The organism is Sinorhizobium fredii USDA 257, assembly GCF_000265205.3.
GTDB lineage: Bacteria > Pseudomonadota > Alphaproteobacteria > Rhizobiales > Rhizobiaceae > Sinorhizobium > Sinorhizobium fredii_B.
The window spans coordinates 4,550,796-4,574,542 of sequence record NC_018000.1; the positions used below are offsets into that span (position 1 = coordinate 4,550,796).

General features: G+C 63.6%; 21 protein-coding genes. 10 read left to right on the top strand and 11 right to left on the bottom strand.

Going from position 1 to position 23,747, the window contains the following annotated elements; genetic code table 11:
• Nucleotides 1-250: 250 nt before the first annotated feature.
• Nucleotides 251-1,159, bottom strand: coding sequence for an SDR family oxidoreductase (locus tag USDA257_RS21320; protein ID WP_014765044.1), 909 nt, complete (start codon nt 1,157-1,159; stop codon nt 251-253).
• 83 nt (nt 1,160-1,242) lie between these two features.
• Between USDA257_RS21320 and USDA257_RS21325 the strand changes: the two genes are divergently transcribed.
• From USDA257_RS21325 to USDA257_RS21335, 3 genes are all read left to right on the top strand, one after another.
• Nucleotides 1,243-1,830, top strand: coding sequence for a TetR family transcriptional regulator (locus USDA257_RS21325; protein ID WP_014765045.1), 588 nt, complete (start codon nt 1,243-1,245; stop codon nt 1,828-1,830).
• A 245-nt stretch (nt 1,831-2,075) separates the two neighbouring features.
• The gene (locus USDA257_RS21330) at nt 2,076-2,750 is read left to right on the top strand and encodes a glutathione S-transferase family protein (RefSeq protein WP_014765046.1); all 675 of its coding nucleotides are present in this window, start codon (nt 2,076-2,078) and stop codon (nt 2,748-2,750) included.
• 80 nt (nt 2,751-2,830) lie between these two features.
• Nucleotides 2,831-3,880: an aldo/keto reductase gene (locus USDA257_RS21335; protein WP_014765047.1), complete on the top strand. Its 1,050-nt coding sequence runs from the start codon at nt 2,831-2,833 to the stop codon at nt 3,878-3,880.
• Nucleotides 3,881-3,939: 59 nt separating this feature from the next.
• Here USDA257_RS21335 and USDA257_RS21340 read toward each other — a convergent pair whose 3' ends face one another.
• The 3 genes from USDA257_RS21340 to USDA257_RS21350 form a co-directional block, all read right to left on the bottom strand.
• Nucleotides 3,940-5,925: an acyltransferase family protein gene (locus USDA257_RS21340; RefSeq protein ID WP_014765048.1), complete on the bottom strand. Its 1,986-nt coding sequence runs from the start codon at nt 5,923-5,925 to the stop codon at nt 3,940-3,942.
• A gap of 354 nt (nt 5,926-6,279) precedes the next feature.
• Complete coding sequence (locus tag USDA257_RS21345; protein WP_014765049.1) at nt 6,280-7,506, bottom strand: aminotransferase-like domain-containing protein; 1,227 nt, start codon at nt 7,504-7,506, stop codon at nt 6,280-6,282.
• Nucleotides 7,507-7,753: 247 nt separating this feature from the next.
• Complete coding sequence (locus tag USDA257_RS21350; protein ID WP_014765050.1) at nt 7,754-8,671, bottom strand: adenylate/guanylate cyclase domain-containing protein; 918 nt, start codon at nt 8,669-8,671, stop codon at nt 7,754-7,756.
• 245 nt (nt 8,672-8,916) lie between these two features.
• Here USDA257_RS21350 and USDA257_RS21355 point away from each other — a divergent pair, with 245 nt between their 5' ends.
• Nucleotides 8,917-9,519, top strand: a complete 603-nt coding sequence (locus USDA257_RS21355; RefSeq protein WP_014765051.1) for a class I SAM-dependent methyltransferase — start codon at nt 8,917-8,919, stop codon at nt 9,517-9,519.
• 335 nt (nt 9,520-9,854) lie between these two features.
• The gene (locus USDA257_RS21360) at nt 9,855-10,109 is read left to right on the top strand and encodes a hypothetical protein (RefSeq protein ID WP_014765052.1); all 255 of its coding nucleotides are present in this window, start codon (nt 9,855-9,857) and stop codon (nt 10,107-10,109) included.
• Between the two features lie 75 nt (nt 10,110-10,184).
• Here USDA257_RS21360 and ilvC read toward each other — a convergent pair whose 3' ends face one another.
• Complete coding sequence (gene ilvC / locus USDA257_RS21365) at nt 10,185-11,204, bottom strand: ketol-acid reductoisomerase (RefSeq protein WP_014765053.1); 1,020 nt, start codon at nt 11,202-11,204, stop codon at nt 10,185-10,187.
• 60 nt (nt 11,205-11,264) lie between these two features.
• Nucleotides 11,265-11,912: a TetR/AcrR family transcriptional regulator C-terminal domain-containing protein gene (locus tag USDA257_RS21370; RefSeq protein ID WP_014765054.1), complete on the bottom strand. Its 648-nt coding sequence runs from the start codon at nt 11,910-11,912 to the stop codon at nt 11,265-11,267.
• Nucleotides 11,913-12,361: 449 nt separating this feature from the next.
• On the opposite strand from USDA257_RS21370, the gene macA reads away from it, so the two are divergent.
• Together macA and USDA257_RS21380 are read left to right on the top strand one after the other, a co-directional pair.
• A complete protein-coding gene (gene macA / locus USDA257_RS21375; RefSeq protein WP_014765055.1) occupies nt 12,362-13,630 on the top strand; it encodes a macrolide transporter subunit MacA in 1,269 nt (422 codons plus the stop codon).
• Between the two features lie 8 nt (nt 13,631-13,638).
• Nucleotides 13,639-15,582 (top strand): MacB family efflux pump subunit, encoded by a 1,944-nt coding sequence (locus tag USDA257_RS21380; protein WP_014765056.1) that lies wholly within the window; start codon nt 13,639-13,641, stop codon nt 15,580-15,582.
• 202 nt (nt 15,583-15,784) lie between these two features.
• Here USDA257_RS21380 and USDA257_RS21385 read toward each other — a convergent pair whose 3' ends face one another.
• Nucleotides 15,785-16,348, bottom strand: a complete 564-nt coding sequence (locus USDA257_RS21385; protein WP_014765057.1) for a transglutaminase-like cysteine peptidase — start codon at nt 16,346-16,348, stop codon at nt 15,785-15,787.
• A gap of 555 nt (nt 16,349-16,903) precedes the next feature.
• On the opposite strand from USDA257_RS21385, the gene USDA257_RS38575 reads away from it, so the two are divergent.
• Nucleotides 16,904-18,160, top strand: a complete 1,257-nt coding sequence (locus tag USDA257_RS38575; protein ID WP_052316348.1) for a hypothetical protein — start codon at nt 16,904-16,906, stop codon at nt 18,158-18,160.
• A 191-nt stretch (nt 18,161-18,351) separates the two neighbouring features.
• Entirely contained in the window at nt 18,352-19,062 is a 711-nt protein-coding gene (locus USDA257_RS38580; protein ID WP_041414503.1) for a thermonuclease family protein, read from the top strand.
• Between the two features lie 16 nt (nt 19,063-19,078).
• Here USDA257_RS38580 and USDA257_RS21400 read toward each other — a convergent pair whose 3' ends face one another.
• The 3 genes from USDA257_RS21400 to USDA257_RS21410 form a co-directional block, all read right to left on the bottom strand.
• Complete coding sequence (locus USDA257_RS21400) at nt 19,079-19,981, bottom strand: aminoglycoside phosphotransferase family protein (protein WP_014765062.1); 903 nt, start codon at nt 19,979-19,981, stop codon at nt 19,079-19,081.
• Between the two features lie 170 nt (nt 19,982-20,151).
• Nucleotides 20,152-21,420: an NAD(P)/FAD-dependent oxidoreductase gene (locus tag USDA257_RS21405; RefSeq protein ID WP_041414504.1), complete on the bottom strand. Its 1,269-nt coding sequence runs from the start codon at nt 21,418-21,420 to the stop codon at nt 20,152-20,154.
• Between the two features lie 104 nt (nt 21,421-21,524).
• The gene (locus tag USDA257_RS21410; protein WP_014765064.1) at nt 21,525-21,989 is read right to left on the bottom strand and encodes an Lrp/AsnC family transcriptional regulator; all 465 of its coding nucleotides are present in this window, start codon (nt 21,987-21,989) and stop codon (nt 21,525-21,527) included.
• Nucleotides 21,990-22,211: 222 nt separating this feature from the next.
• On the opposite strand from USDA257_RS21410, the gene USDA257_RS21415 reads away from it, so the two are divergent.
• The gene (locus tag USDA257_RS21415) at nt 22,212-22,931 is read left to right on the top strand and encodes an aspartate/glutamate racemase family protein (RefSeq protein ID WP_041415495.1); all 720 of its coding nucleotides are present in this window, start codon (nt 22,212-22,214) and stop codon (nt 22,929-22,931) included.
• 273 nt (nt 22,932-23,204) lie between these two features.
• Here the strand turns inward: USDA257_RS21415 and USDA257_RS21420 are convergent, their stop codons facing one another.
• Nucleotides 23,205-23,609, bottom strand: coding sequence for a winged helix-turn-helix transcriptional regulator (locus USDA257_RS21420; RefSeq protein WP_014765066.1), 405 nt, complete (start codon nt 23,607-23,609; stop codon nt 23,205-23,207).
• Nucleotides 23,610-23,747 lie beyond the last annotated feature (138 nt).

Genomic DNA, 23,747 nt, shown 5'->3' on the forward strand with positions numbered 1-23,747 from the left:
CTCTTGCGCCATTTCCGCGAAGCCGCCTGGCGCAGACAACCAGAAGCTCGAACGAATTCAGAGCCCTGCCGGCCGGTCTTGCACACTCGCCGCAGCTTCACGTAGCGTCAAAGCGGCTCCCCGCCCCCTCATCCCTGTGCTTGTCACAGGGGTCCAGCCACGGTGCGTCCGCACCGTGATAAAAGCCGTCAAAGCAGCAAGAATTCTCCCGCGCCGCCGACACGTACCCTCGCTAGGCCGGCGCCCGCCTTCACCTATACACCGTCGCATCCGCAGCCTTGCCTGCCTCCATCACCTCGTCCATGTACCGCCAGCAGTCCGGCCGCGAGCCGTCGAGGTCAGTGAAGCCGTAGACCTGAGCCAGCCCGCCGCTTGAAAGCGACTGGCCGCTGAAGCGAGCCTTGTCCGGATCGGCGGCGAGCGCCGCGACGGCGCGGCCGACGAAGCGCGGGCTCTCGGAAATCACGAAATGCGGCTGATGGGCCGTCGCATCCCGCCAGTTCTCCTCCGTCACCTTGAACGCCTCGAGCATCATTTCCGAGCGCAGCCAGCCGGGGGTCAGCGAGACGGCTGTGGCGCCGTGCGGGGCGAGGTCCTTGGCATGCGCCCAGGCCATGCGGTTCGCCGAGGTCTTGGCGAGATCGTAGAAGGGCGAGAGGCGATAGTGCTCGGCATTGTATTTCGCCGTGCCGTCGGTCACCTCCACAAGCAGCCCGCCCGGCCGCCCGATCAGCAGCGGCAGCGCGTAATGGGCGGTGATCAGATGCGTGTCGACCGCCAGCCGAAGGATCTTCAGTCCGTTCTGGAGATTGTGCTCCCATACCGGCTTGTTCCATTCGAAGAGCTTCTCGCCACCCCAGATGTCGTTGACGAGAATATCGAGCCGGCCCTCGTCGCGGCGGATGCGTTCGACAAGCGCCTGCACCGCCTGCGGCTCAAGGTGATCCACCTGCACGGCGATGCCCTTGCCGCCCGCTGCCGTCGCGAGCTCCGCCGTTTCCTCGATCGTCTCGGGCCGCTGGTATTCCGATGGCTGCTCGCGCGTCGTCCGTCCCGTGACATAGACTGTTGCGCCTGCAGCACCGAGTTCTACCGCTATGCCGCGGCCGGCGCCGCGTGTTGCGCCTGCAACCAGTGCCACCTTGCCTTCGAGCTTCATCTCATCCTCCCTGAAAAAACCAACTGGCCTTAATCGCTGCACCGATATATAAACGCTTATTCGGTTATAAATAAAGGTCAAGAATGCCCCGCCCCAAAACCCTGCCGAACGAGGAGGTGCTCGACGCCGCCATTAGCATCATGCGTAAGGAGGGGCCGGAAGGCCTCACCTTCGCGGCGCTTTCCGCCGGCTGCGGCCTTTCCGCCTCGACGCTGGTGCAGCGCTTCGAAACGAAGTCGCGCCTCATCCAGGCAGCCTTGCTTCAGGCCTGGGACCGCCTCGACCGGCTGACGGCGGAACTGGCGGAAAGCACGCCGAAAACACCCGCAGGCGCGGTATCCCTCCTCGTCGGCCTCTCGGGCGACTATGGCGGCATCGAAACCTATGCGGACGATCTGATGATCCTGCGCGAGGACCTGCGCGATCCCGCCTTGCGCGCCCGGGGCGCTGCCTGGCGAGACGCGCTCTCCGCCGCGATCGGGGCGCGGTTCGAAGGCGTCGCCGCCGCCCCCACCGGCGTCGGCCTGATGATGGCCTCCCAATGGCAGGGCGCGCTCCTCTGGTGGAGCTTCGACCCGCGCTTGCCGGTACAGGATTTCGTGGAGGAAAGCCTCAAGCGTTTCGTCGCCGCTTTCGTGACGGCACCTTCCGCCGCGCCTGAGCGGCGATGATGCCCGTGCGGGCTTACGCGCATGCGCTGCGGCCCATCTCACCTGCGAAAAGCACACCCCCTCGTCATCCTCGGGCTTGCCGAGGATCCACAATCGAGCGGCTGTTGGCGGCTGGATACTCGGGTCAGGTCCGAGGATGTCGGAGCAACCGCTCGCGCGGAGGCTTACGCGAAATATCCCTTTCGTCTCCGCGTTCCTGCGCTATACTGATTGCATAATGCAACCAATCTATAGCAGGAACCCACATGGCGTTGACGCTTTACATCCATCCGCTCGCCTCCTTCTGCCACAAGGTGCTGATCGCGCTCTACGAAGCCGGCATCCCCTTCGAGGCGGAGATTGTCGATCTCATGGACCCCAAGGAACATGCCCGCTACCTGGAGGTCTGGCCCGCCGGCAAGATCCCGGTGCTCTACGACAGCGACCACGACAGGACGGTGCCGGAGACCTCGATCATCATCGAATATCTCGATCAGAACTATCCCGGCAGTGTGCCGCTGATCCCGCGCGATGACGCTTTGGCGCTCGAAGCGCGGCTCTGGGATCGGTTCTTCGATCTTTACGTGCAAGTGCCTATGCAGAAGATCGTCACTGATACCTTGCGGCCGACCGGCGAGAACGACCGACGCGGCGTCGCCGACGCCCAGGCGGCGCTGGCCGTCGCTTACGACATGGCCGAGCAACACTTCAAACACAAACGCTTTGCGATCGGTGAGAGCTTCTCGATCGCCGATTGCGCCGCGGCGCCTGCGCTGTTCTATGCCAGCATCGTGCAGCCCTTCAACGGCACTCATCGCAACCTTTCGGCCTATTTCGAGCGCCTGCTCGAGCGTCCGTCCTTCCAGCGCACGCTCGCTGAGGCGAGGCCCTATTTCGATATGTTCCCCTACAAGGAAGCGATTCCGGCGCGCTTTCTTTGACCCTCTGGCTGGGGCGCCGCTTGCTTTCGCGCCCTCTCCGGCTACCTTCTCCGGCAACGCCCACGCAAGGGAGCGACACAATGGAATATCGTCAGCTCGGCCGCTCCGGCCTCAAAATCTCGACCATCACAATGGGAACGATGACGATCGGCGGCGGCGGCAATTTTGCCAAGGTCGGCAATGTCGGTGTCGAGGAGGCGCGCCGCTATGTCGACCTCTGCCTCGATGCCGGCGTCAACCTGATCGACACGGCCGATATCTATTCGACCGGCACCTGCGAGGAGATCCTCGGCGAGGTTCTCGGCGGCAAGCGCAAGAACGGCGTGCTTGTCGCCACCAAGGCGCGCTTCTCGATGGGTCCGGGCCCGAATGACGGCGGCCTGTCGCGCCAGCACCTGATCAGCGCCTGCGAGGCGAGCCTCAACCGGCTGAAGACCGATGTGATCGACCTCTACCAGGTGCATGAATGGGACGGCCAGACGCCGCTCGAGGAGACGATGGAGGCGCTCGACGCGCTCGTGCGCCAGGGCAAGGTGCGCTATATCGGCTGCTCCAACTATTCCGGCTGGCACATCATGAAGGCGCTCGGCATCAGCGCGCTCGAGCATCGCCAGCGCTTCGTCAGCCAGCAGATCCACTATACGTTGGAGGCCCGCGAGGCCGAATACGAGCTGGTTCCGATCGCGATCGACCAGGGCCTCGGCATCCTCGTCTGGAGCCCGCTGGCCGGCGGCCTCCTCTCCGGCAAGCACCGCCGCGGTCAGGCGCCCGAGGGCACCCGCCAGTTCGCCGGCTGGAACGAGCCGCCGATCCGCGACGAGGAACGGCTGTGGAAGATCGTCGACATGCTGGTGGCGATCGCCGCCGAGCGCAGCGTCTCGCCCGCACAGGTGGCGCTCGCCTGGCTGATCGGCCGCAAGGCGGTCACCTCCGTCATCATCGGCGGCCGCACCGAGGCGCAGTTCCGCGACAACCTCGCCGCCGCCAGCCTCAAGCTTACCGACGAGGAACGCGAACTGCTCGACGCCGTCAGTCTGCCGCCGGTCATCTATCCCTATTGGCACCAGCTCTGGACCGCCAAGGATCGGCTCGGCGCCGCCGATCTGTCACTGCTCGGGCCGCATGTCTGAACGGGGGTATTTACGGGCCCCTCATGCAACCGCAGTAAGCGCCGGATCAAAACCGGTTGCTACCGCACCGCGCCGACGCGGCCGTCCCCGAAGATCGCGCGTTCCAGCCGTGGCGCAAGCGATTCCGCATAGGCCGTGGCGATATGGTGGCGGTCGCGGAAGGTGAGCTTTCCGTCGATCACCGCAGGGCACGTTGACCTGTTGCAGAAGAGATCGACCACATCGACATATGACGCATGCATCTCCAACGCCGCCTTTCTTTCCGCGGCGGGGATGGTTTCCTCCACCGCCTCGCTGCGCGGCGTGTCGCAATCGCTTGGACTGCGTTTCTGCCAAAGCGCGCGCGCCACGCATTTGTCGAGATAGGATTTGTGCACCGGCACGTCGCGCAGCAGGACGACGTCGCTGCCGGCGCGTTCCAGTGTCTCGACCGAGCGCTTGATGCCCTTCGCCCAGTCGCGCACATCCATCTGGTGACTGGATATCGAATTGATCTCGTTCCTCACATAGCTCGACGAGTATTGCGAAAGGATCACCACATCGGGCTTCAGCGCTGCGATCTCGCCGAACGTCCGGCGTTTCCACGCGTCGCACTCGTCGTAGTTCCGCATCAGCACGCCGTTCCAGGTCGGCACATCCGCCGCCGGACAGGACGACTTCAGGAAGGTCACGAGCCGCCAGCCATTGTTTTCGGCGATCTTCTTGAGCGGCGTCGACCAATGGTCAGCGTGGGAATCGCCGAGGAGCACAATCGTTTTCTTCGGGTTGGCAGCGCCGAATTTGCAGGCCTTGGGCCGGACCGCCTCCCTTTCGAGCACGCAGGCCGAATCGAATTCCCGCGCCGCCGATTTACGTTCGGCGCTTTGTTGGATCAGCCGCTGCTCGCCATCGAGGCTATAGCCCGCCAGGGCCGCACTGCCATAGGCGAGCGTCGTGCCGGCTCCGGTGAGCAGCACAGCCAGTCCTAGCGATCGGCCCGTCTTGGCCGCCAGCCAGCCGTTTTGGCGGATCGGATTTTCGATGAAATGGTAGCTGAAGAGCGACAGCAGGACGGTGACCGCCAGGCATAGGAACCGATCGACCACCGTCAGCTCGGGCTCGACGATGCCCGCATAAACGATAACCGGCCAGTGCCACAGATAGAGGGAATAGGAAAGCTTCCCGATCTCCTGGAACGGCCGAAACGCCAGAGTGGACTTAGGCCCGGCGGCCCCCTGATGTGCGCCGCTCAACAGCACCATCACCGTTCCGAGAACGGGCACGAGCGCGATCGAGCCCGGAAAGGCGATCTCCTCCGTCACTGTCAGATAGGCGGCGGCAATGAGCAGAAGCCCGAGCCAGCCAAGGGCGGGCGAAAAGCGAAAGCGCCGCGCCCATTCCTGCGGCAGCGCCATCGACGCAAGGCCCCCGATGGCGAATTCCCAGGCTCGCAATGGCGAGAAATAGAAGGCCCAAGGCTGGGACACGGCCGTCATGTGCCAGCAGAGCGCAAACGAGATGGCGGCCACAAGGGCGAGGAGAAAGAAGAGCCCGCCCTTCCCTGGTCGAAGCCGCGCGAAGACGAGAAGCAGGGCCGGCCAGACGAGGTAGAATTGCTCCTCGACCGAGAGAGACCAGAAATGGATAAAGGGATTGTTTGACGCATCCGCGGCGAAATAATCGACCGTCCACCGGATCAGCCAGAGATTGATCATGTAGGCCGAGGCGAACAATGATCCCTTCGAATAGAACTGCTGCTCTGACGGCGCGAGGATGAAATAGCCGAAAAGCAGCGTGGCCAGGATGACGAAAAGCGAGGCAGGAAGCAGCCGGCGGGCGCGGCGCGCATAAAAGCGCCAGAGATCGACTGTGCCGGTTTCTGCAATTTCCTGTTGCAGATGCCTGGTGATCAGAAAGCCCGAAATGACGAAGAAGATATCGACGCCGACAAATCCGCCGGGCAGGCTGGTCATTCCGAAGTGGAAGGCGATGACCCCGGAGACCGCCAAGGCCCGTAGTCCTTCGATATCCGGACGAAACCGTCCCGAGGATGCTTGTGTACTCATACAAACGACGCCCTGTCCCTAGGTCGCCCGGTCGGCCGAGGACATCAGCAAATCGAGCGGCAAAGTTCTCTGACGCACCGCAACAATCCTGCTGCAGCGCGGCGTAATCGGGCGTGATCCTGGTTCAGAATATGGCCTCAATAAGGGGCCTGTCGTTTGATCCCTCGCGCGACCGGTGATCTCGAACGCTCATACGGGCGTTGCGGCCACTCGCTTAGACGGCCTAAGAACCGTTGATCGATTGAGAGAATTTCATTTATAACAGAGACTTGCGCCGAAAACCTCAACTGTAGTCGTTGCTGACCGATGGTGCCTTTTGTCACGGCACCGATCAATTGTGGAAAAAATGTCGAGCTAGGCGGCTTCCGCCATCTCGCCGCGAATCAGATCGCCGAGCCGGCGGATGCCTTCATCGATCATTCTGTCATTGGCGCAGGAGAAACTTAGACGCAGCGTGTTTTCACCGGAGCCGTCGGCGAAGAAGGCGCGGCCTGGAACGAAGGCGACCTTGGCAGTCTGGATCGATTTGGCCAGCAGTTCGGCACCGTCCGTGTCCTTCGGCAGCGTTACCCAGACGAACATGCCGCCCTCCGGTTTCGTCCATGTAACGCCGGCAGGCATGTATTTTTCGAGCGCCGCAAGCATGGCGCTGCGGCGATGCTTGTAGACCCTGTGGATCTTCGCCACCTGTTCGTCGAAGCCGCGCTCGGCGACGGTGCAGATCGCCATCTGGTTGATCGTCGAGGAATGAAGGTCGGCTGCCTGCTTCAGCAGCACCAGCTTGCGGATCACCGGCTCGGCTGCGCAGACCCAGCCGACGCGAAGCCCCGGCGCCAGCGTCTTGGAGAAGCTGCCGCAATAGATTGTCCGGGCACTGTTGATGTCGCCCCTGCGGGCAATCTCCAGCGCCAGAATCGGCGGGATCGCCTCGCCGTCATAGCGCAGTGACTGGTAGGCGGCGTCCTCGATCACCGGTATGGCAAGTTCCTCGGCGAGATCCAGTACCCGCTCACGGCCGGCGCGGTCCACCGTCTCGCCGGTCGGATTGGCGAAATCGGCCGAGAGGTAGGCGAATTTGACCCGGCCGCCTGCCTCAGCTGCCGCCTGGACATAGGCTTCCGGGGTGCGGTTGCCGCCAGGATTCAATTGGTCGTAGTTCGGCTCGTAGGCGTTAAAGGCCTGCAGCGCGCCGAGATAGGTCGGCCAGGTGACGAGTGCCGTGTCCTTGGGCGAAAGAAACAGCTTGCCCAGATAATCGAGCCCCTGCTGCGAACCGGAGGTGATAAAAATGTTGTCGACCGTTGCGGGAATGCCGAGCGCGGCCATCTGCCTGGCGAGCCATTCACGCAAGGGCCGGTATCCTTCGCTGACGGAATATTGCAGAGCGGCGCTGACGGCCGGTCCGCCGAAGATCTCCGCATAGGCTTGGCCGAACTCCGCATCGGGAAAAAGCTCGGGATCGGGAATGCCGCCGGCAAAGGAGATGATGTCCGGACGGTCGAGCAGCTTCAAGAGTTCGCGGATTTCCGAAGCCTTCATCCGGCTCGAGCGCGTGGCAAAAATGCTTTCCCAATTGAGCATGCGGTCCTCCCGTTTGCGAAGGCCGGAGATGATCACAGCGCACGATTTATGTCAACATTCCTGACCTATCTTGCAATTGGCCGACTTGCAGCGCGTGAAGCGCGCGCCTCAAGCAGAGATCCGCGTTGCATGACAATTGCGATATGAAGCTAGCAGGTGCCGCGATCGAACTTCAGTATTCGCGCCGGGCATTCTCGCCTCGGGCGCGCCGCTGCCTCGATCGCTCAGGGCATTGTGCAACGCTTGACTAGCTGCCTCGCCCGCGCGTGACCCACCGAAGGGCTGCGGCGATACCCAGGCCGAGCAGCGGCCAGACAGCCCAGAATCGTCCCTCCCAGGAGAGAAGGTTGATCGTGACAACCGCGATCCCAGCCAAGGCGAGCATGGCAAAACCGCGATCGACCCGCGCGGTCCCGATCCAGAACAATGCTGCGGCCATGCCCATCGCGAAAACGGGCCAGACTGCCCAGAACTCGCCCTCCCAGGACAACAGGTTTATGGCGACGAGGCCGGCCGCGCTCACGCCGAACACGGCATAGATCCGGTTAAATCGGCGCACGGGCTCGGTGGCCGGCGCCGGCTGCACGGGCTGCGCCTGCCGGCCGAAGCCCGGGTTGGCCATCGGCGCGGCTCGTCCCTCCTCGGCCCCGATCCGAACCGCATAACTCGGAACGCCGCCCTCGATGTTTTTGACCTCGAGCTGGCCAAGAAAGTCGAAGCCAACCGCTACCTTGTTGCGCACCTGGTCATAGACGGTGTTGGATATGATGACGCCGCCGGCCGGCGCAGAGGCTTGCAGACGCGCGGCGATGTTGACGCCGTCACCGTAAATGTCGTCGCCTTCCGCGATCACGTCGCCGAGGTTGATTCCGATGCGGAAAAACATCCGCGCCGCGCTCGGTCGCCCGGCGTTCAGTCCGGCCAATTCATTCTGGACGTCGACTCCCGCCCTCACCGCTTCCACCACGCTCGGGAACTCGGCGATCAGCCCGTCGCCCCAAGTGTTGACGATCCGCCCATCATGCGACTCGATGAGGCGCGCCATGGCGTCGCGGTAGTGCTTGAGGGTGGCAAGCGTTCCCTCTTCGTCAGCCCCCATCAGGCGCGAATAGTCCTGAACGTCGGCGCAGAAGATGGTTGTCAACTTGCGACGCGCTTCCGACATGGCCCTTGATCCTCGCTCGATCTCCGCCGCGCGGGAATACAACCCAGAGACGCCGATCCGTTGCACGATTCGCCACTCGAATCCATCCCGGCTCCAGCATACAGAGTGCAAGCTGCTACGGCGACCCGCAATGATGCGAGATGGTCAAACGAGCCACAACCTAGGCACGATTCTCCAGCAGCCACTGGCTGCCTGGTATGCGGCATGGCGTCCTGATAGTTGGGGGGAGCGATGGGAGAGTGTAGATGACGACGATCGATGACGGCAACGCGCGCTTCTACCGCGACAACGCCGCCGCCTATGCGGGCCGTGCCCGCCGAACGCCTGCGGCACGGCTCGAGAAGTTCCTCGCAAGGCTCAAGCCCGGCGCCTTCGTGCTGGAGCTTGGTTGCGGCGGCGGTCAGGACAGCGCCTACATGCTCGCCCGTGGTTTCGACGTGACGCCGACGGACGGATCGCCGGAACTGGCGATGGAGGCCGAACGTCTGCTCGGCCGACCGGTGGAGGTGGTTCGCTTCGAAGAGCTTTGCTGGCGCGAGCGCTTCGACGGCATCTGGGCAGAGGCCTGCCTGCTGCATGTGCCGCGCACCGAACTTCCCGGTGTGCTCGCCCGTATCCTCGTGGCGCTGAAGGCTGGTGGCGTGCTGCATGCAAGCTTCAAAGCCGGCGAGATGGAGGGCCGCGACGGGTTCGGCCGCTACTACAATTATCCCTCGCGCGACTGGCTGTTGCGGCGGTTCGAGGAGACGGGCTGGACGGCGATCGATATCGAGGAGACGGATGGCGGCGGCTATGACGGCAAGCCGACGCGCTGGCTGCATGTGGCGGCCAGCAAGCCCGATAATTGACTTCACAAGGTGAGCGCAAGCGGGAAGTCGAAGAGCGCGCTCGAAAAATCATTGAAGACCTGGAGGTCGCGCCGATGCGCTCGCCGAGACGGCGCTCCGCTTCGTCCTCAGCCACCCGGCGGTCTCAACGATCCTTCCGGGCATGCGCTCCGTCCGCAATGTCGAACACAACTGCGCGATCGGCGATGGGCGTGGCCTTGCCGGCGGGCAGCGCGAGAAGCCACAAATGGCCGCGCAATTTCTATCGGGATTGATTGCCTCGCTGAAGGAACCGAGGTGCCCGTCGGCGGTTGGATCCCGTGCATCGCACGAAGCGATGGAACTGGAGATTTCATATGTTGAAGCAAATGTTGGTTGCAGCCGCGATATCGGCAGTTTGCGTGTCCCCCGTCTTCGCACAGGCGGATCTCGTTTGTGACCAGGCGGGCATGACGAAACTCGAAACAGATGTCGGCCAGATCACCGACTCGGGACGGAAGGAGATGGCACAGAAAGAGCTGGCCATGGCCAAGGAAGCCATGACGGCGAATGACCAGGAAAAGTGCAAGACTCACATGGCAAATGCCATGAAGGGCAAAGACCCGATGTGATGCGGTCCTCCGCCGCCAGACATGAGAAAGCCGGAGCTTTCGCCCCGGCTTTCCTCTAGCCTTGGGAGGTAAGGCTTAGTTCTTCGCCTTGTCGACCAGCTTGTTCTTGCCGATCCAGGGCATCATGCCGCGCAGCTTGGCGCCGACTTCCTCGATCTGGTGGGCGTCGTTGACGCGGCGAATGCCCTTGAACCGGGCCGCACCCGAACGGTACTCCTGCATCCATTCCGAGGTGAACTTGCCGGTCTGGATGTCCTTCAGGACGCGCTTCATCTCGGCCTTGGTCTCTTCCGTGATGATGCGCGGGCCGGTGACGTATTCGCCCCACTCGGCCGTGTTGGAGATCGAATAGTTCATGTTGGCGATGCCGCCTTCATAGATCAGGTCGACGATCAGCTTCACTTCGTGCAGGCACTCGAAATAGGCCATTTCCGGTGCGTAGCCGGCCTCGACCAGCGTTTCGAAACCGGCGCGGATGAGTTCGACCAGACCGCCGCAGAGAACGACCTGCTCGCCGAAGAGGTCGGTTTCGCACTCTTCCTTGAAGTTGGTTTCGATGATGCCCGAACGGCCGCCGCCGACGCCGCAGGCGTAGGAGAGCGCGAGATCGAGGGCGTTGCCGGAAGCGTTCTGGTGAACGGCGACGAGGCAGGGAACGCCGCCGCCCTTCTGGTACTCGCCGCGAACCGTGTGGCCCGGGCCCTTCGGCGCGATCATCACGACGTCAACCGAAGCCTTCGGCTCGATCAGGCCGAAATGGACGTTGAGGCCGTGGGCGAAGGCGATCGCGGCGCCGTCGCGGATGTTGCCGGCGATTTCGTCTTTGTAGATGTCGGCCTGCAGCTCGTCCGGCGTCGCCATCATGATGAGGTCGGCCCACTTGGCCGCTTCGGCGACCGAGAGAACCGAAAGGCCGTCGGCCTCGACCTTGGCGGCGGTTGCCGAGCCAGGCTTCAGCGCGATGCGGATTTCCCTGGCGCCGGAATCCTTGAGGTTCAGCGCATGGGCGCGGCCCTGGCTGCCATAGCCGACGATGGCGACCTTCTTCGATTTGATCAGGTTGAGATCGGCATCACGATCGTAGTAGACGCGCATTGAACTTTCCTTCCCTTTGCTTGTCCGTTTCCCTTTGACGGTCCAGACGTCCGACCGCCGTTACCCTTTTCTGCCGTAGAGCGCGAGAAAGGCGTCAACCGCCCGCTCCGCCCTTCCGCCAAAATTCTTTTTCAGCCCGCTCGGATTCTCGCCGAGCAGCATGCGCAAATGCCAGTCGGAGACGACGAGCCCGTAGAGCGCGCCATAGGCCTCCTCCGCATCGCCGAAGGTGAGAAGCCCCGCCTTGCGCCCCGCCTCGAGCAGTGCCCCTGCCCTGCGGCCGATCTGCCGGCGCCCGCGCTCCTCGAGCAGTCGACCGAGCTTGGAGCCTTCGCGGCTTGCCTGGCCGATCGCCAGCCGGTTGAGCGCCAGCGACACGTCGCCTGCAAGCACGTCCAGCAGATCCTTGGCGAAGGCGACAAGATGCGCCCGGAGGCTCGCCGCGTCCAGCGCATCGGCCGAAACGTCGAGCGTCCTCACCTTGCTCGCCTGGAAGGCGATCATCGCCGAAAGCAGCCCATCGCGATCGCCGAACCACTTGTAAAGGCTTTCCTTGGAGCAATTGGCGGCGCGCGCCACCCCCGCGGTCGTCAGGGCCCTCTCGCCGCCGTCGACAAGGAGCCGCAGCGCCTGTTCGAGCACGGCTCCCTGACGAACCGTCAGTCCGTCCCCGGCACCCGTCTCCCTGCGCTCCAAGACACCCTGCACTTCGCAATCGCTCCATCAGTACCGTACGGTACGGTTCGCATTCTTCTAGTGGCACCGCCGCTGTGCGTCAAGCCAGTTTCGAGCCGGTAGGAGAATTTCCAGGGAAAGGCCAGTGTTGTCATTGGCTCGAAAGTAGTCGAGCCCTCTTGAGCCGGACCCAAGGTCATACCTCGCCGAACTCGTTCGCAGCTACACCACCTCCGTCAAGGGCGGAGCTGGCGCCCTCGGAACATTCCGGCCATCGACTTGAGAGGCGGCGCACGCGACGGCTTCGTTTCTACCCATGTGGCATTCGGCAATGGCGCTCCGAATCGACTTCGGCGCGGCATCGGCTTGGCCAATGGCTGCGGCGATGATTACGAAAATATAATGCTCCCAACGCTGTTCCCTCGTCCCGTTCGCCCTTATTTTGGAAGGAGAATAACCGACGGCGGAAAGCCACTGCGCCGATGAGCAAGACAGCGAAGACGATCACACAGGAAGCGCCGGCTTCGGCGCCGAATGTCACCCTGATGCCGAGCCCCGTGACACCCGTCCGCCGCAAGCGACGCGGGCGCCTTCGGATCGCCGTGCCCGTCCTCATCGCCGTGCTCGGCGCCGGCTACTACGCCTGGAGCCAATACGGGACGCAGCCCGAAACCGCGATGATCACGCAAGTCGTCATGCGGGGCGACATCGAAGACAGCGTCACCGCCGTCGGAACGCTTGACGCGATCAAGTCCGTCGACGCCGGCGCGCAGGTCTCCGGCCAGCTGAAAGCGCTCCATGTGGAGATCGGCGACAAGGTCGAGGCGAACCGGCTCGTCGCCGAAATCGATCCCGCCTCGATCGAGAACAGGATCGAGATCGACCAGGCGGAACTTGCCCATCTTGAGGCCCAGCTCGTCTCGACGAAGGCCCAGCTCGTGCTGAAGGAAGCGAATATCGAGCGCCAGCGCAGTCTCGTCGCGACGAAGAGCGTTTCGCAATCGACCCTCGACCAGGCGATCGCCGACCATACCGCCGCTCAAGCAGACGTGCAGGCAATCGAGGCGCAGATCCGTAAGCAGAAGGCGACGTTGGCCGGCGACACGGTCGATCTCGGCTACACCAAGATCTATGCACCGATGGCCGGCACGATCGTTGCCAATCCCGCCAAGGAAGGCCAGACGCTCAACGCCAACCAGACGACGCCGACGATCGTCACCATCGCCGATCTCGCGACGATGACCGTCAAGGCCCAGGTCTCGGAGGCGGACGTCGGCAAGCTGAAGATCGGCATGGACGCCTATTTCACCCTGCTCGGCCAGCCCGGCAAGCGCTTCGCCGGCAAGTTGCGGCAGATCCAGCCGATGCCGGACACGGAAAACAACGTCGTCCTCTACTACGCGCTCTTCGACGTGCCCAATCCGACCGGCGAACTGATGATGTCGATGAGCGCCCAGGTCTTCTTCGTCGAGGCTGCCGCAAAGGACGTGCTCGTCGTGCCTGCCGCCGCCATCCGCACGGCCGGAGGTGATGGCGCCGGCAAACCCAGGACGGAAGTCACCGTGCTCGGCCCGTCGGGCGCCACCGAAACCCGCCCGGTCGAAATCGGCATCCGCAACCGCGTCAGCGCCGAGATCGTCAGCGGCCTGAAAGAGGGCGAGAGCGTCGTTGTCGACTCGAGCGCGGCCTCGACCGGAAGCAGCCAGCGCAATACGCGTACGCGCGGCATGCGCATGCCGCCGATGTTCTGAGCACGCCGATGCAGGTCCTCATCTCGCTCAAGGATGTCAGCAAGACCTATTTCAACGGCGACCTCGCCGTCGAGGTGCTGCACGATATCTCGCTCGATATCGAGGCCGGCGAATTCGTCGCGATCATCGGCCAGTCCGGCTCCGGCAAATCGACCCTGATGAACATTCTCGGTTGCCTCGACCAGCCGACCTCGGGCGAATACCTGATCGAAGGCGAAAGGGTCTCCGGCTTCGAAGGCGACGAACTCGCCGGGCTGCGCCGGCGCACGTTCGGTTTCGTCTTCCAGGCCTATAACCTCATCCCGACCGCAAGCGCTCAGGAAAACGTCGAGGTACCGGCAGTCTATGCCGGCGTGTCGGCGCATAGCCGGCACGAGCGGGCGCAGGCGCTCCTGAAATCCCTCAATCTCGGTGAGCGGCTAGATCATCGACCGAGCCAGCTTTCCGGCGGCCAGCAGCAGCGCGTCTCGATTGCCCGCGCCCTCATGAACGGCGGCCGCGTCATCCTCGCCGACGAACCGACCGGTGCGCTCGACAGCCAGAGCGGTCGGGAAGTGATGGCGCTTCTGCGGGAGATGAACGAGAACGGCCACACGATCATCGTCATCACTCATTCGCGCGAGGTGGCCGAGCAGGCCGATCGGCTGATCGAGATCCGCGACGGCCGTATCATCGCCGATCGCGCCAAGAAGGGCCGGAGTAATCCGGAGGCCGCATTCGGCCTTGCCCAGCGCACGCGCGAAGGCCTTGCCGCGATCGCCGACGTTTCGGAAGCGGTCAAGATGGCGATGCGGGCGCTGCGGGCCAATCTGTTCCGCACTATCCTGACGCTGCTCGGTATCGTCATCGGTGTCGGCTCCGTCGTCGCCATGTTGGCGATCGGCACCGGCGCTCAGGATTCGGTGTTGAGCCGCATTTCCTCCATGGGATCCGACCTTCTGCTGGTGCGCCCCAGCATGGCCAATTTCCGCGGCAGCGCGGGCGGCAGCAACGTGACGCTGGTGCCGGCGGACGCCGACGCCATTCTGGAATTGCCGAACGTCGCCTTCGCCGTTCCGGAGATGACAAGCACGGTGACCCTTCGGCGCGGCAATGTCGACTATCAGACGACCGCCAACGGAACCGTACCGCAATTCAGGCAGGCGAAATCCTGGCCGACCGGACGCGGTGAGTTCATCAACAGCGACGATATGGAGGGCTATGCCCCGGTCGCGGTCCTCGGCCAAACGGTGGTCAAGACGCTCTTCCCCGAGGACTCAAATCCGGTCGGCCAATATGTGCTCGTCAACAAGATCCCCTTCCAGGTGATCGGGGTAATGAGCGAAATGGGCGCCAGCGCCGGCGGCAACGATCAGGACGACGTTGTGCTCGTGCCGCTCACCACCGGCAGCATGCGCATTTTCGGCCAGCGCAACATCCGCACCATCACCGTCAAGGTGAAGGACTCCGCGGCCATCGACCTGACACAGGAGAGAATCCAGACGCTCCTCAACGAGCGCCACAAGAGGGACGACACGCAGATCACCAATATGTCCTCCGTGCGTGAGGCGTTCACCGAGACGTCGAACACGATGAAGCTCTTCCTGGGCTCCGTCGCAGCGATCTCGCTTCTCGTGGGCGGCATCGGGGTCATGAACATCATGCTGGTCAGCGTCAGCGAGCGTACCCGGGAAATCGGCGTGCGCATGGCGACCGGCGCCCGTCAGCGCGACATACTCGTGCAGTTCATCGTCGAGGCGCTGGTCGTGTCCGCCATCGGCGGCGCGATCGGCATCGTCGCCGGACTCGGCACCGCCTACGTCGCCCGCACGTTCGGCATGCCTGTCAGCTTCACCGCCGGTCCGGTAGCGCTTGCCTTTGCCTGCGCCTTCCTGACGGGCCTGCTCTTCGGTTACCTGCCGGCCCGCAATGCCTCACGCCTGCAGCCCGCCGTAGCACTGAGCGCGGATTAGCGGCCTTTGCCATCACCCGTTCGCTGTGCCCTCGTTAGCACAACGAAACCGGCTGAAACTCAGGACTCTCCGCGCGTCTTATCCGACGCGCAAAAGGGCGCTGCAGCACTTTAAATTGCTGCATCTCCTTAAATCGAGGTCGATTTAAGGAGACATTTAATAGTGCAGGTGCTCGCCCAGCTGCGGGCTGGCCGAAGGCGCTTCAGATCTCTTGAGCGCCGCCGATGAGCTCCCAGCGTCTGCCATTCGACTGCGATTGCCGCGCAAAATAGTCGTAAGGCGTTCGCGACCAGTCGCGCACGGAATTGGTCATGTTGTCGAGCACAAGGTCACCCTCGCTGGTGCGGACGGTAAGCACCGTGTGGCCCGCGCCGTGATAGCGTGCGACCGTCAACAGCAGCGCCGATGCCGGCCAGCCGCGCTTTAGCAGCTCACGCTTCTTCAGGATAGCGAAGTCCTCACAGTCTCCATAGCCCGTCGGCACCCGCCAGTCGTCGTCCTTGCCGACATTGGCGAGGTCACTGCGCTCCCTGATGCGCGCGTTGACGGCTCGATTGACCTGCTGCAATTCGCTGGCCTTGTCGGGCTGAAGCGAGACGGTTTTTGCCCCGCCTTTGGTACTGCACAAGGTGGGTTCGCGCGTGCAGAACGAGGCGAAAGCCGGCGGAGCAAAGGCCTTGCCGCCAATCTTCATGGTTGTACCCGCATGAGCGGCCATCGGGGCCGCAATCAGCAACAAACAGACATGCGCGATGAAGCGTTTCATAAAGTTCCCCCCTCAACAGTCGGCGCAGAGCCCCAGTCCGACGTAGAGTCTAGCTAATAAGGATTAACACCGGCTTGATTAAGCCAAATTGGGGCAGGGATGTGGCGAGACTACCAATATTTCGTAAATTGACCGTCAAGCGGTTCTTGGAAAAATATTGGATAATTTCTTAAGTGTTATTGCGTCGGAGTATTTCTATGCGAAGAATTGGTAAAATATCGCCTAAATTAATTCTCCTACTCTCCACCGCATCAATAGCAGCCATAATCGTAGCAATGGACGCCAACGCAGTAGAGCGCCGGCGCATGACTGCGGCTCAATGCAGTCCCCTGACGGAAGACAACTTTGCATCGTGCTGCGCTGCAATAAATCGTTCGAAGATTCTCACGCGTGCACAGATCAGGATGTGCCCGCCTCTGTCGACTGCGGCCATTGGCAAGAACACGCGCCGAGATGATCGCAGTGATGGCGCCAGCCACGGCGACGGCAAGGACGGCAATGGCGGCGGCAGCTCCGGTGGCGGGAGCGGCGGCTTAGGCGGCAGCGGCGGCACTGGTGGTGGCTCCGCCCCTGGTGGTGGCACCGGCACAGGTGGTGGCGGTGGCACCGGCGGCGGCGGTACCGGTGCTGGCAGCGGCGGTACCGGTGGTGGCAGCGGCGACACTGGTGGCGGCGGCGGCGGTACCGGTGGTGATGGTGGCGGCACTGGCGGTGGCAGCGGCGGTACCGGTGGTGATGGCGGCGGCACTGGTGGCAGCGGCGGCGGCACTGGTGGTGATGGCGGCGGCTCCGGTGGTGGCGGCGGCTCCGGCGGCGGCGGTACCGGTGGTGATGGCGGCGGCACTGGTGGCAGCGGCGGCGGCACTGGTGGCAGCGGCGGCGGCACTGGTGGTGATGGCGGTGGCTCCGGTGGCAGCGGCGGCTCCGGTGGTGCCGGCGGCTCTAGTGGCGGTGGCGGCTCCGGCGGTGGCGGCGGCTCCGGTGGTGGCGGCGGCTCTAGTGGCGGTGGCGGCTCCGGCGGTGGCGGCGGCTCCGGCGGTGGCGGCGGCTCCGGTGGTGGCGGCAGCTCCGGCGGTGGCGGTAGCTCCGGTGGCGGCGGTGGCTCCGGTGGCAGCGGCGGCTCCGGTGGTGGCGGCGGCTCTAGTGGCGGTGGCGGCTCCGGCGGTGGCGGCGGCTCTAGTGGCGGTGGCGGCGGCTCCGGTGGCAGCGGCGGCTCCGGTGGCGGTGGCGGCTCTAGTGGCGGTGGCGGCTCCGGCGGTGGCGGCGGCTCCGGCGGTGGCGGCGGCTCCGGTGGCAGCGGCGGCTCCGGTGGTGGCGGCGGCTCCGGCGGCGGCGGCGGCTCTAGTGGCGGTGGCGGCTCCGGCGGCGGCGGCGGCTCCGGTGGCGGCGGCGGCTCTAGTGGCGGTGGCGGCTCCGGTGGCGGCTCAGGCGGTGGCGGCTCCGGTGGCGGTAGCTCCGGTGGCGGCGGTGGCTCCGGTGGCAGCGGCGGCTCCGGTGGTGGCGGCGGCTCTAGTGGCGGTGGCGGCTCCAGTGGTGGCGGCGGCTCCGGCGGCGGCGGCGGCGGCTCTAGTGGCGGTGGCGGCTCCGGCGGCGGCTCCGGTGGCGGCTCCGGCAGCGGCGGCGGCGGCTCAGGCGGTGGCGGCTCCGGTGGCGGTGGCTCCGGTGGCGGTGGCGGCTCCGGTGGTGGCGGCGGCTCCGGCGGCGGCGGCAATAATGGGCATGGCAACGGCGGGAGCGACGGGACCCCAGGCAATTCCGGTAAAAGCGACGACACTCGCTAACGTATCGCGGTTTTACTGCGCGATGGCATGAAAGCCGTGCGACGTTCGCCTCTGGCAGAGCGTGACATCGCAGGTACCGAGACAGATGATGGCAAAGGGCGGGCTCCGGCGGATCCCGCCCTTTGCCGTTGAGGATGAGAGAAACGAAGGCGCCGACCTCCGTGACAACCTTTCAGCAACCCCTCGCTCCGATAATGCCCGCGCAATTGAGGACCGAATCTGATGGCCAAGGGAAATTCCAGGCGACGGAAGCGCAGCACAAATTCAAAGGGCAGCCGGGGCGGGATGGCCCCCTGGTATCTCGCCGCTATCATTCTTGTCGGCGGCATCGTCGGCTATGATCACCGAGAACAGCTCGAAAACTGGCTGAATAAGCGAGAAATCGCGGCACTCCCTTCGAAGTCTGGGGTGAAGCCAGAGACGAAGTCAAAGGCGACAAGCGTCACACCGCCTCCGAAGGAGCATACGACTTCGATTACACCGAATCGTGCATTGATCCCAGCGGCACCCGTCGGAAGACCGATGCAACAGCCGCCGGTGCGGCTTGCTTCAATTCCAACAGGGGACAACATCTTTTTCTTCTGCGGCATTCGCCACGATAACTGCGTGATCGACGGCGACACATTCCTCTTTAACGGGGAAAGGATCCTCATTGCCGATATAGACGCGCCCGAAACGAAGCTCGCAAAATGCGACGCGGAACGGTCGCGCGGTTCCTATGCAAAGGCAAGGCTGCGCGAACTTTTGAACGCCGGAGAATTCAGGCTGACTGCTTCCGAGGCCGGCTTCGCCGACGAGGAGGCGGGGAAGCCGCGCGTGGTATTGAGAGGCGGCAAATCACTGGGCGATATTCTCGTTTCCGAAGGGCTGGTGAGAAAGCGCGCCAGCCGGCCCGCAAACTGGTGCGGTCAGACGGCCCGCGCCTCCGGCTGAACCAGTCGCGGCCGCTTCAATCGTACCGCAGATGATCGGCGATAACTTCGGCGATCACACGCCGCGACTTTTCGACTTCGAGCCGATCGGTGCCGGGCATCTCGGCAGCGACGATCAGCGCCTTCCACAGGGTCCAGCCGCGGCCACGGGCCCAGGTTCCCCTGTCGAGCGGAAGTGCCGCACGAAACGCCTCGCGGCTCTCGCCGTCGAACATCGTCCAGGCAATCGAAAGGTCGCAGGCCGGATCGCCGACACCCGATGTACCGAAATCGATGACGGTGACCAGACCACCATCCTCGACCAGCAGGTTGCCGGAACTGACGTCGCCATGGAACCAGACCGGCTTTCCCGTCCAGTTGGCGCTGAGCGCCGCCTCCCAGACGGAGCGCGCCGCATCGGTGTCGATCCGGCCCTCAAGGGCCTCAAGAGCCCAGCGCGTTTCATGGTCGTACACGCTCAGCGGACCGCCACGGAAGAAATTGTGCTGTCCCGGTGGCGGTCCGCCACCGGCGTCGGCGCGCTGCAGCGCCGCCAGGAAATCAGCGAGCGTCGCCGCCAAGGCCGTCATATCGGCGATCGGCGCATGCGTCGCGATCTCGCCGCTGCGCCATTGGTAGACGGACCAATGCCAGGGATAGCCCTCGCCCGGCCGCCCCATCGCCACGGGCGCCGGAATGGGCAGCGGCAATTGCGGCGCCAAACGCGGCAGCCAGCGCTGCTCCTTCTCCACCTGGAGCGCATAGGACGCAGCACTCGGCAGACGCACCGTCAAGTCGTCACCGAGATGAAAGGTCCTGTTGTCCCAACCCCCATGCCGGACCGGTCGCACTGGCAGGTCCGCCCATTGCGGAAATTGCGCTGCGATCAGTCGCCTGACGAGGGACGTGTCGATTACGATCTTGTCGGGGGAAATGGTCATCGAAACAACTTGTCGCCGCATGGTGCATCTACAGCGCCGTGCGTCTTTTCAGACGCACAAAGGTCGCTGTAGCACTTTGAATTGCCGCATGTCTTCATCCCTAAATCGGCTACGACTTAAGGAAAGATGTGGAGGTTGCATCGGAAGCCGCCAACTTGCAACCACCGCGGCTACTCCTCCCTGTGCTGCGTCTCCTTTTGCGTGATGAGCCGTGCGCTGTGCTGGCCGCTCAGATAGATCCACAACCAGCTCCAGGCGACGGCAAAACGGCTGCGAGTGCCGATCAGGAAGTAGATGTGGGCAATGCCCCAGAACCACCAGGCAATCCCTCCTTTGAGCTTGATCCTGCCGAAGTCGATGATTGCAGCGCGCTTGCCGATCGTGGCAAGGCTTCCCTGGTGGCGGTACCGGAAATGGCCGGGTGCGGGCTTGCCCTCGAGCCGGGCACGGATCACCCGGGCCACATAGGCGCCCTGCTGCTTGGCCGCGGGTGCGATGCCCGGCACGGGCGCACCGTTTTCCTGTTTGACCGAAGCGGTATCGCCGATCACGAAGACATTCGGGTTGCCCGGCGCGGTGAGGTCCTGATCGACCATGGCGCGCCCTGCGCGGTCCGCCTCGATCCCGAGCCATTTGGCGGCCGGAGACGCCTGCACGCCGGCCGCCCAGACGAGCGTGCGGCTGGGGACGAAGCTGTCGCCGATCTTCACGCCGGCCGCCGTGCAGTCGGTCACCGGCGTGCCGGTGCGCACCTCGACGCCGAGCTTTCCAAGCGCGGTCATCGCATAGGCGGAGAGTTCTTCCGCAAAGGCCGGCAGAATGCGCGGACCCGCCTCGACGAGGACCACGCGGGCCTGGCGCGTATCGATACGGCGGAACTCGTCCGGCAAGGTTCGGTGCGCCATTTCGGCAATGATGCCTGCAAGTTCCACCCCCGTCGGGCCTGCGCCGATTATCGTGAAGGTCAACAGCGCATCGCGCCTGGCGGGGTCCTCCTCGATCTCGGCCTGCTCGAAGGCGAGCAGCACGCGCCGGCGAATTGTGGTCGCATCCTCGAGCGTTTTCAGCCCCGGCGCGACCGAGGTCCATTCGTCATGGCCGAAATAAGCGTGCGTCGCCCCGGTCGCGAGCACCAGCGTGTCGTAGGGAACTGCCTGGCCACCCGCCAGCGTCACGGCCTTTGCCGCCCTGTCGACGCCCTGCACCTCGCCAAGCAGCGTCGTCACCTCCGGTCGGTCGCGGTAAAGGTGACGGATCGGCCAGGCGATCTCGGAGGTCGCAAGAATGGTGGTCGCGACCTGGTAGAGCAGCGGCTGAAAGAGATGGTGGTTGCGCCGGTCGATGAGCGTGATGCGGACCGGGGCGCCCTTCAGGTCATTGACAAGTTGCAGCCCGCCGAAGCCGCCGCCCACGACCACCACGTGATGTCTTTCCTGCATAGCTGCTGCCTCGCTCGCTGAATGGACCACAGGCATTATGTCGGCGGCCATTCGACACGGCCTCGGCGCCGATTCTTGCAACGCGACGTGCCGCGCCGCAAGCCTTACTCCGCGTAACGGACCGGAACCGCCGTTCCGCTTTTCAGGACTTCCATGGAGATAGAGGCGGTAACGTCGAACAGTTCCACCTTTCGCACGATCTGCTTGTAGACCATGTCATACTGCTCGACCCGCGGCAGGACAACCTTGACGATGTAGTCGTAGTTGCCCGTCAAACGGTGCGCCTCGACGATTTCGGGAATGTCGCTGATCGCACGACGGAATGTCTCGATCCACTCATCGGAGTGATGCGCAGTCTTGATGAGCGCAAAGACCGTCGTTGGCACCCCCATCTTCTCCCGGTCGAGAACGACGATGCGCCTGGATACATAGCCCGCCTCTTCCAGCCGTTGGATGCGGCGAGAACAGGCGGACAAGGAAAGGTTTACCCGCTCGGCGAGATCGCCCATCGCAACGCTCGCATCTTCCTGCAGAAGTGTGAGAAGCTTTCGGTCCCTTTCATCCAGCACGCCCTTTACTCCTCACCCCACTCCAAACTGACGCCTGAAATTTGCACGAAATGAACGGATGACGCAAAAAACTTTTGAACTTCTCTTCTTAGATAGCCCTCAAAGCAAACAAATCCAACCCGACTCCGATCATAATCTTACCGGTGGAACGAGATCGGAAAGTGGCAACGCGCTCTTCTAGTTTCGGGTTCCAGTGATCGAATGCAAAAAGGGAACGACATCATGGAAATGCGCAAGATCGGCCTCATCGGCGGCATGAGCTTCGAAAGCTCGGCGGTCTACTACCGGATGGTCAACGAGGCCGTTCGCGAGCGTATGGGCGCGTTGCATTCGGCGGAAGTGCTCCTCCATTCCGTCGACTTCCAGAAAATCGTCGACCTGCAGAAGGCCGGCCGCTGGGACGAGGCCGCCCGGCGCCTGTCCGGGGTTGCGCGCGCACTTCAATCCGGCGGGGCCGATTGCGTGCTGATCTGCACCAACACCATGCACCTGATCGCCGACACCGTTGCAGCTTCCGTCGAAATCCCGCTGATCAACATCATCGACGAAACCGCGCTTCGCCTGAAGGCTGCAGGCAGCCGCCAACCGCTGCTGCTCGCCACCCGCTACACGATGGAGCACGGCTTCTATGCCGAGCGCATGAAGGCTCACGGCATCGATCTGATCGTCCCGGACGCCGACGGACGTAAACTGACCCACGAAGTGATCTTCGACGAACTCTGCGTCGGCAAAGTGCTGGACGCTTCACGCGAGGCGCTGGTGGGGCTCATTGAAAAAGCGAAGGCGAAAGGTGCCGATGCGGTCATTCTCGGTTGCACCGAGATCTGCCTGATCCTCGATCCAGCGAACCTGCCGCTGCCGGGCTTCGATTCCACGGCGATCCATGCCGAAGCCGCCGTTGATTTCGCACTCCCCGACCAAAAGGTAAATTGCGCTGCCTGACCGAACGCCAACGCTGTTGCAGGCAAGACAACGCCCGCTCCTGCCGGGCGTGCGTTGTCAATGTAACGGCGATCGCCGACGCCGATACCTCGCATCCGACGCCGGCGCGGCGTCGCTGATACATCCCCATCGCAGCACCAAGAGCAATGCCGATCGTGATGCCGAGCGGAACGTTTTCGAGCGCGGCTCCTAAGACCGCGCCAACACCGATGCCCATTGCAATACCAACTGCCATGAGTTTGGCAATACCACAGGCATGTGGCGACAATCCGCCTATGGCCCCTCGTCAAACTCAGCACGCGCCTTGCGTATCGCGTCGTGATTTTCGAGCGACCAGTCGACGAATAGTCTCAAGACATCCAGGAACGAACGGCCGAGATCGGTGAGGCCGTATTCCACGCTCGGCGGCTGCGTCGGGTAGACGGTACGGCTCAAATAGCCGTCGCGCTGCAGATCGCGCAGCGTCTGCGTCAGCATCCGCTGGGAAATGTCCGGGATCAGCCGGCGGAGTTGCGAGAAACGCAGCGGCCCGTCGGCGAGCGACAGGATCATCAGCGAATTCCACTTCCCGCCGATATTGTCCATCACATCGCGCACCGGGCAGTTGTCCATGTCGAGCGGCACGCCGCAGACGATTGCCACCCGCTTGCCCTTCACCGCGCCGGTCGCCTTGTTCATGCCGGTACCCTTTCCGTAACCACCGCAGAAAAAACTGCCTCCTTTACAGCTCTTAGCAGATTACGGGATAAGAGCAACTCTCAAAAAGCGACCAGATTTCGAAATGAGCCGATTCAGGCTGCGAAGCTGGAAAGCAGA

Excerpts from the sequence above, each read along its gene's own strand:
- USDA257_RS21320 (WP_014765044.1), bottom strand. The coding sequence starts at position 1,159 with ATGAAGCTCGAAGGCAAGGTGGCACTGGTTGCAGGCGCAACACGCGGC.
- USDA257_RS21325 (WP_014765045.1), top strand. The coding sequence starts at position 1,243 with ATGCCCCGCCCCAAAACCCTGCCGAACGAGGAGGTGCTCGACGCCGCC.
- USDA257_RS21330 (WP_014765046.1), top strand. The coding sequence starts at position 2,076 with ATGGCGTTGACGCTTTACATCCATCCGCTCGCCTCCTTCTGCCACAAG.
- USDA257_RS21335 (WP_014765047.1), top strand. The coding sequence starts at position 2,831 with ATGGAATATCGTCAGCTCGGCCGCTCCGGCCTCAAAATCTCGACCATC.
- USDA257_RS21340 (WP_014765048.1), bottom strand. The coding sequence starts at position 5,925 with ATGAGTACACAAGCATCCTCGGGACGGTTTCGTCCGGATATCGAAGGA.
- USDA257_RS21345 (WP_014765049.1), bottom strand. The coding sequence starts at position 7,506 with ATGCTCAATTGGGAAAGCATTTTTGCCACGCGCTCGAGCCGGATGAAG.
- USDA257_RS21350 (WP_014765050.1), bottom strand. The coding sequence starts at position 8,671 with ATGTCGGAAGCGCGTCGCAAGTTGACAACCATCTTCTGCGCCGACGTT.
- USDA257_RS21355 (WP_014765051.1), top strand. The coding sequence starts at position 8,917 with ATGACGACGATCGATGACGGCAACGCGCGCTTCTACCGCGACAACGCC.
- USDA257_RS21360 (WP_014765052.1), top strand. The coding sequence starts at position 9,855 with ATGTTGAAGCAAATGTTGGTTGCAGCCGCGATATCGGCAGTTTGCGTG.
- ilvC (WP_014765053.1), bottom strand. The coding sequence starts at position 11,204 with ATGCGCGTCTACTACGATCGTGATGCCGATCTCAACCTGATCAAATCG.
- macA (WP_014765055.1), top strand. The coding sequence starts at position 12,362 with ATGAGCAAGACAGCGAAGACGATCACACAGGAAGCGCCGGCTTCGGCG.
- USDA257_RS21380 (WP_014765056.1), top strand. The coding sequence starts at position 13,639 with ATGCAGGTCCTCATCTCGCTCAAGGATGTCAGCAAGACCTATTTCAAC.
- USDA257_RS21385 (WP_014765057.1), bottom strand. The coding sequence starts at position 16,348 with ATGAAACGCTTCATCGCGCATGTCTGTTTGTTGCTGATTGCGGCCCCG.
- USDA257_RS38580 (WP_041414503.1), top strand. The coding sequence starts at position 18,352 with ATGGCCAAGGGAAATTCCAGGCGACGGAAGCGCAGCACAAATTCAAAG.
- USDA257_RS21400 (WP_014765062.1), bottom strand. The coding sequence starts at position 19,981 with ATGACCATTTCCCCCGACAAGATCGTAATCGACACGTCCCTCGTCAGG.
- USDA257_RS21405 (WP_041414504.1), bottom strand. The coding sequence starts at position 21,420 with ATGCAGGAAAGACATCACGTGGTGGTCGTGGGCGGCGGCTTCGGCGGG.
- USDA257_RS21415 (WP_041415495.1), top strand. The coding sequence starts at position 22,212 with ATGGAAATGCGCAAGATCGGCCTCATCGGCGGCATGAGCTTCGAAAGC.
- USDA257_RS21420 (WP_014765066.1), bottom strand. The coding sequence starts at position 23,609 with ATGAACAAGGCGACCGGCGCGGTGAAGGGCAAGCGGGTGGCAATCGTC.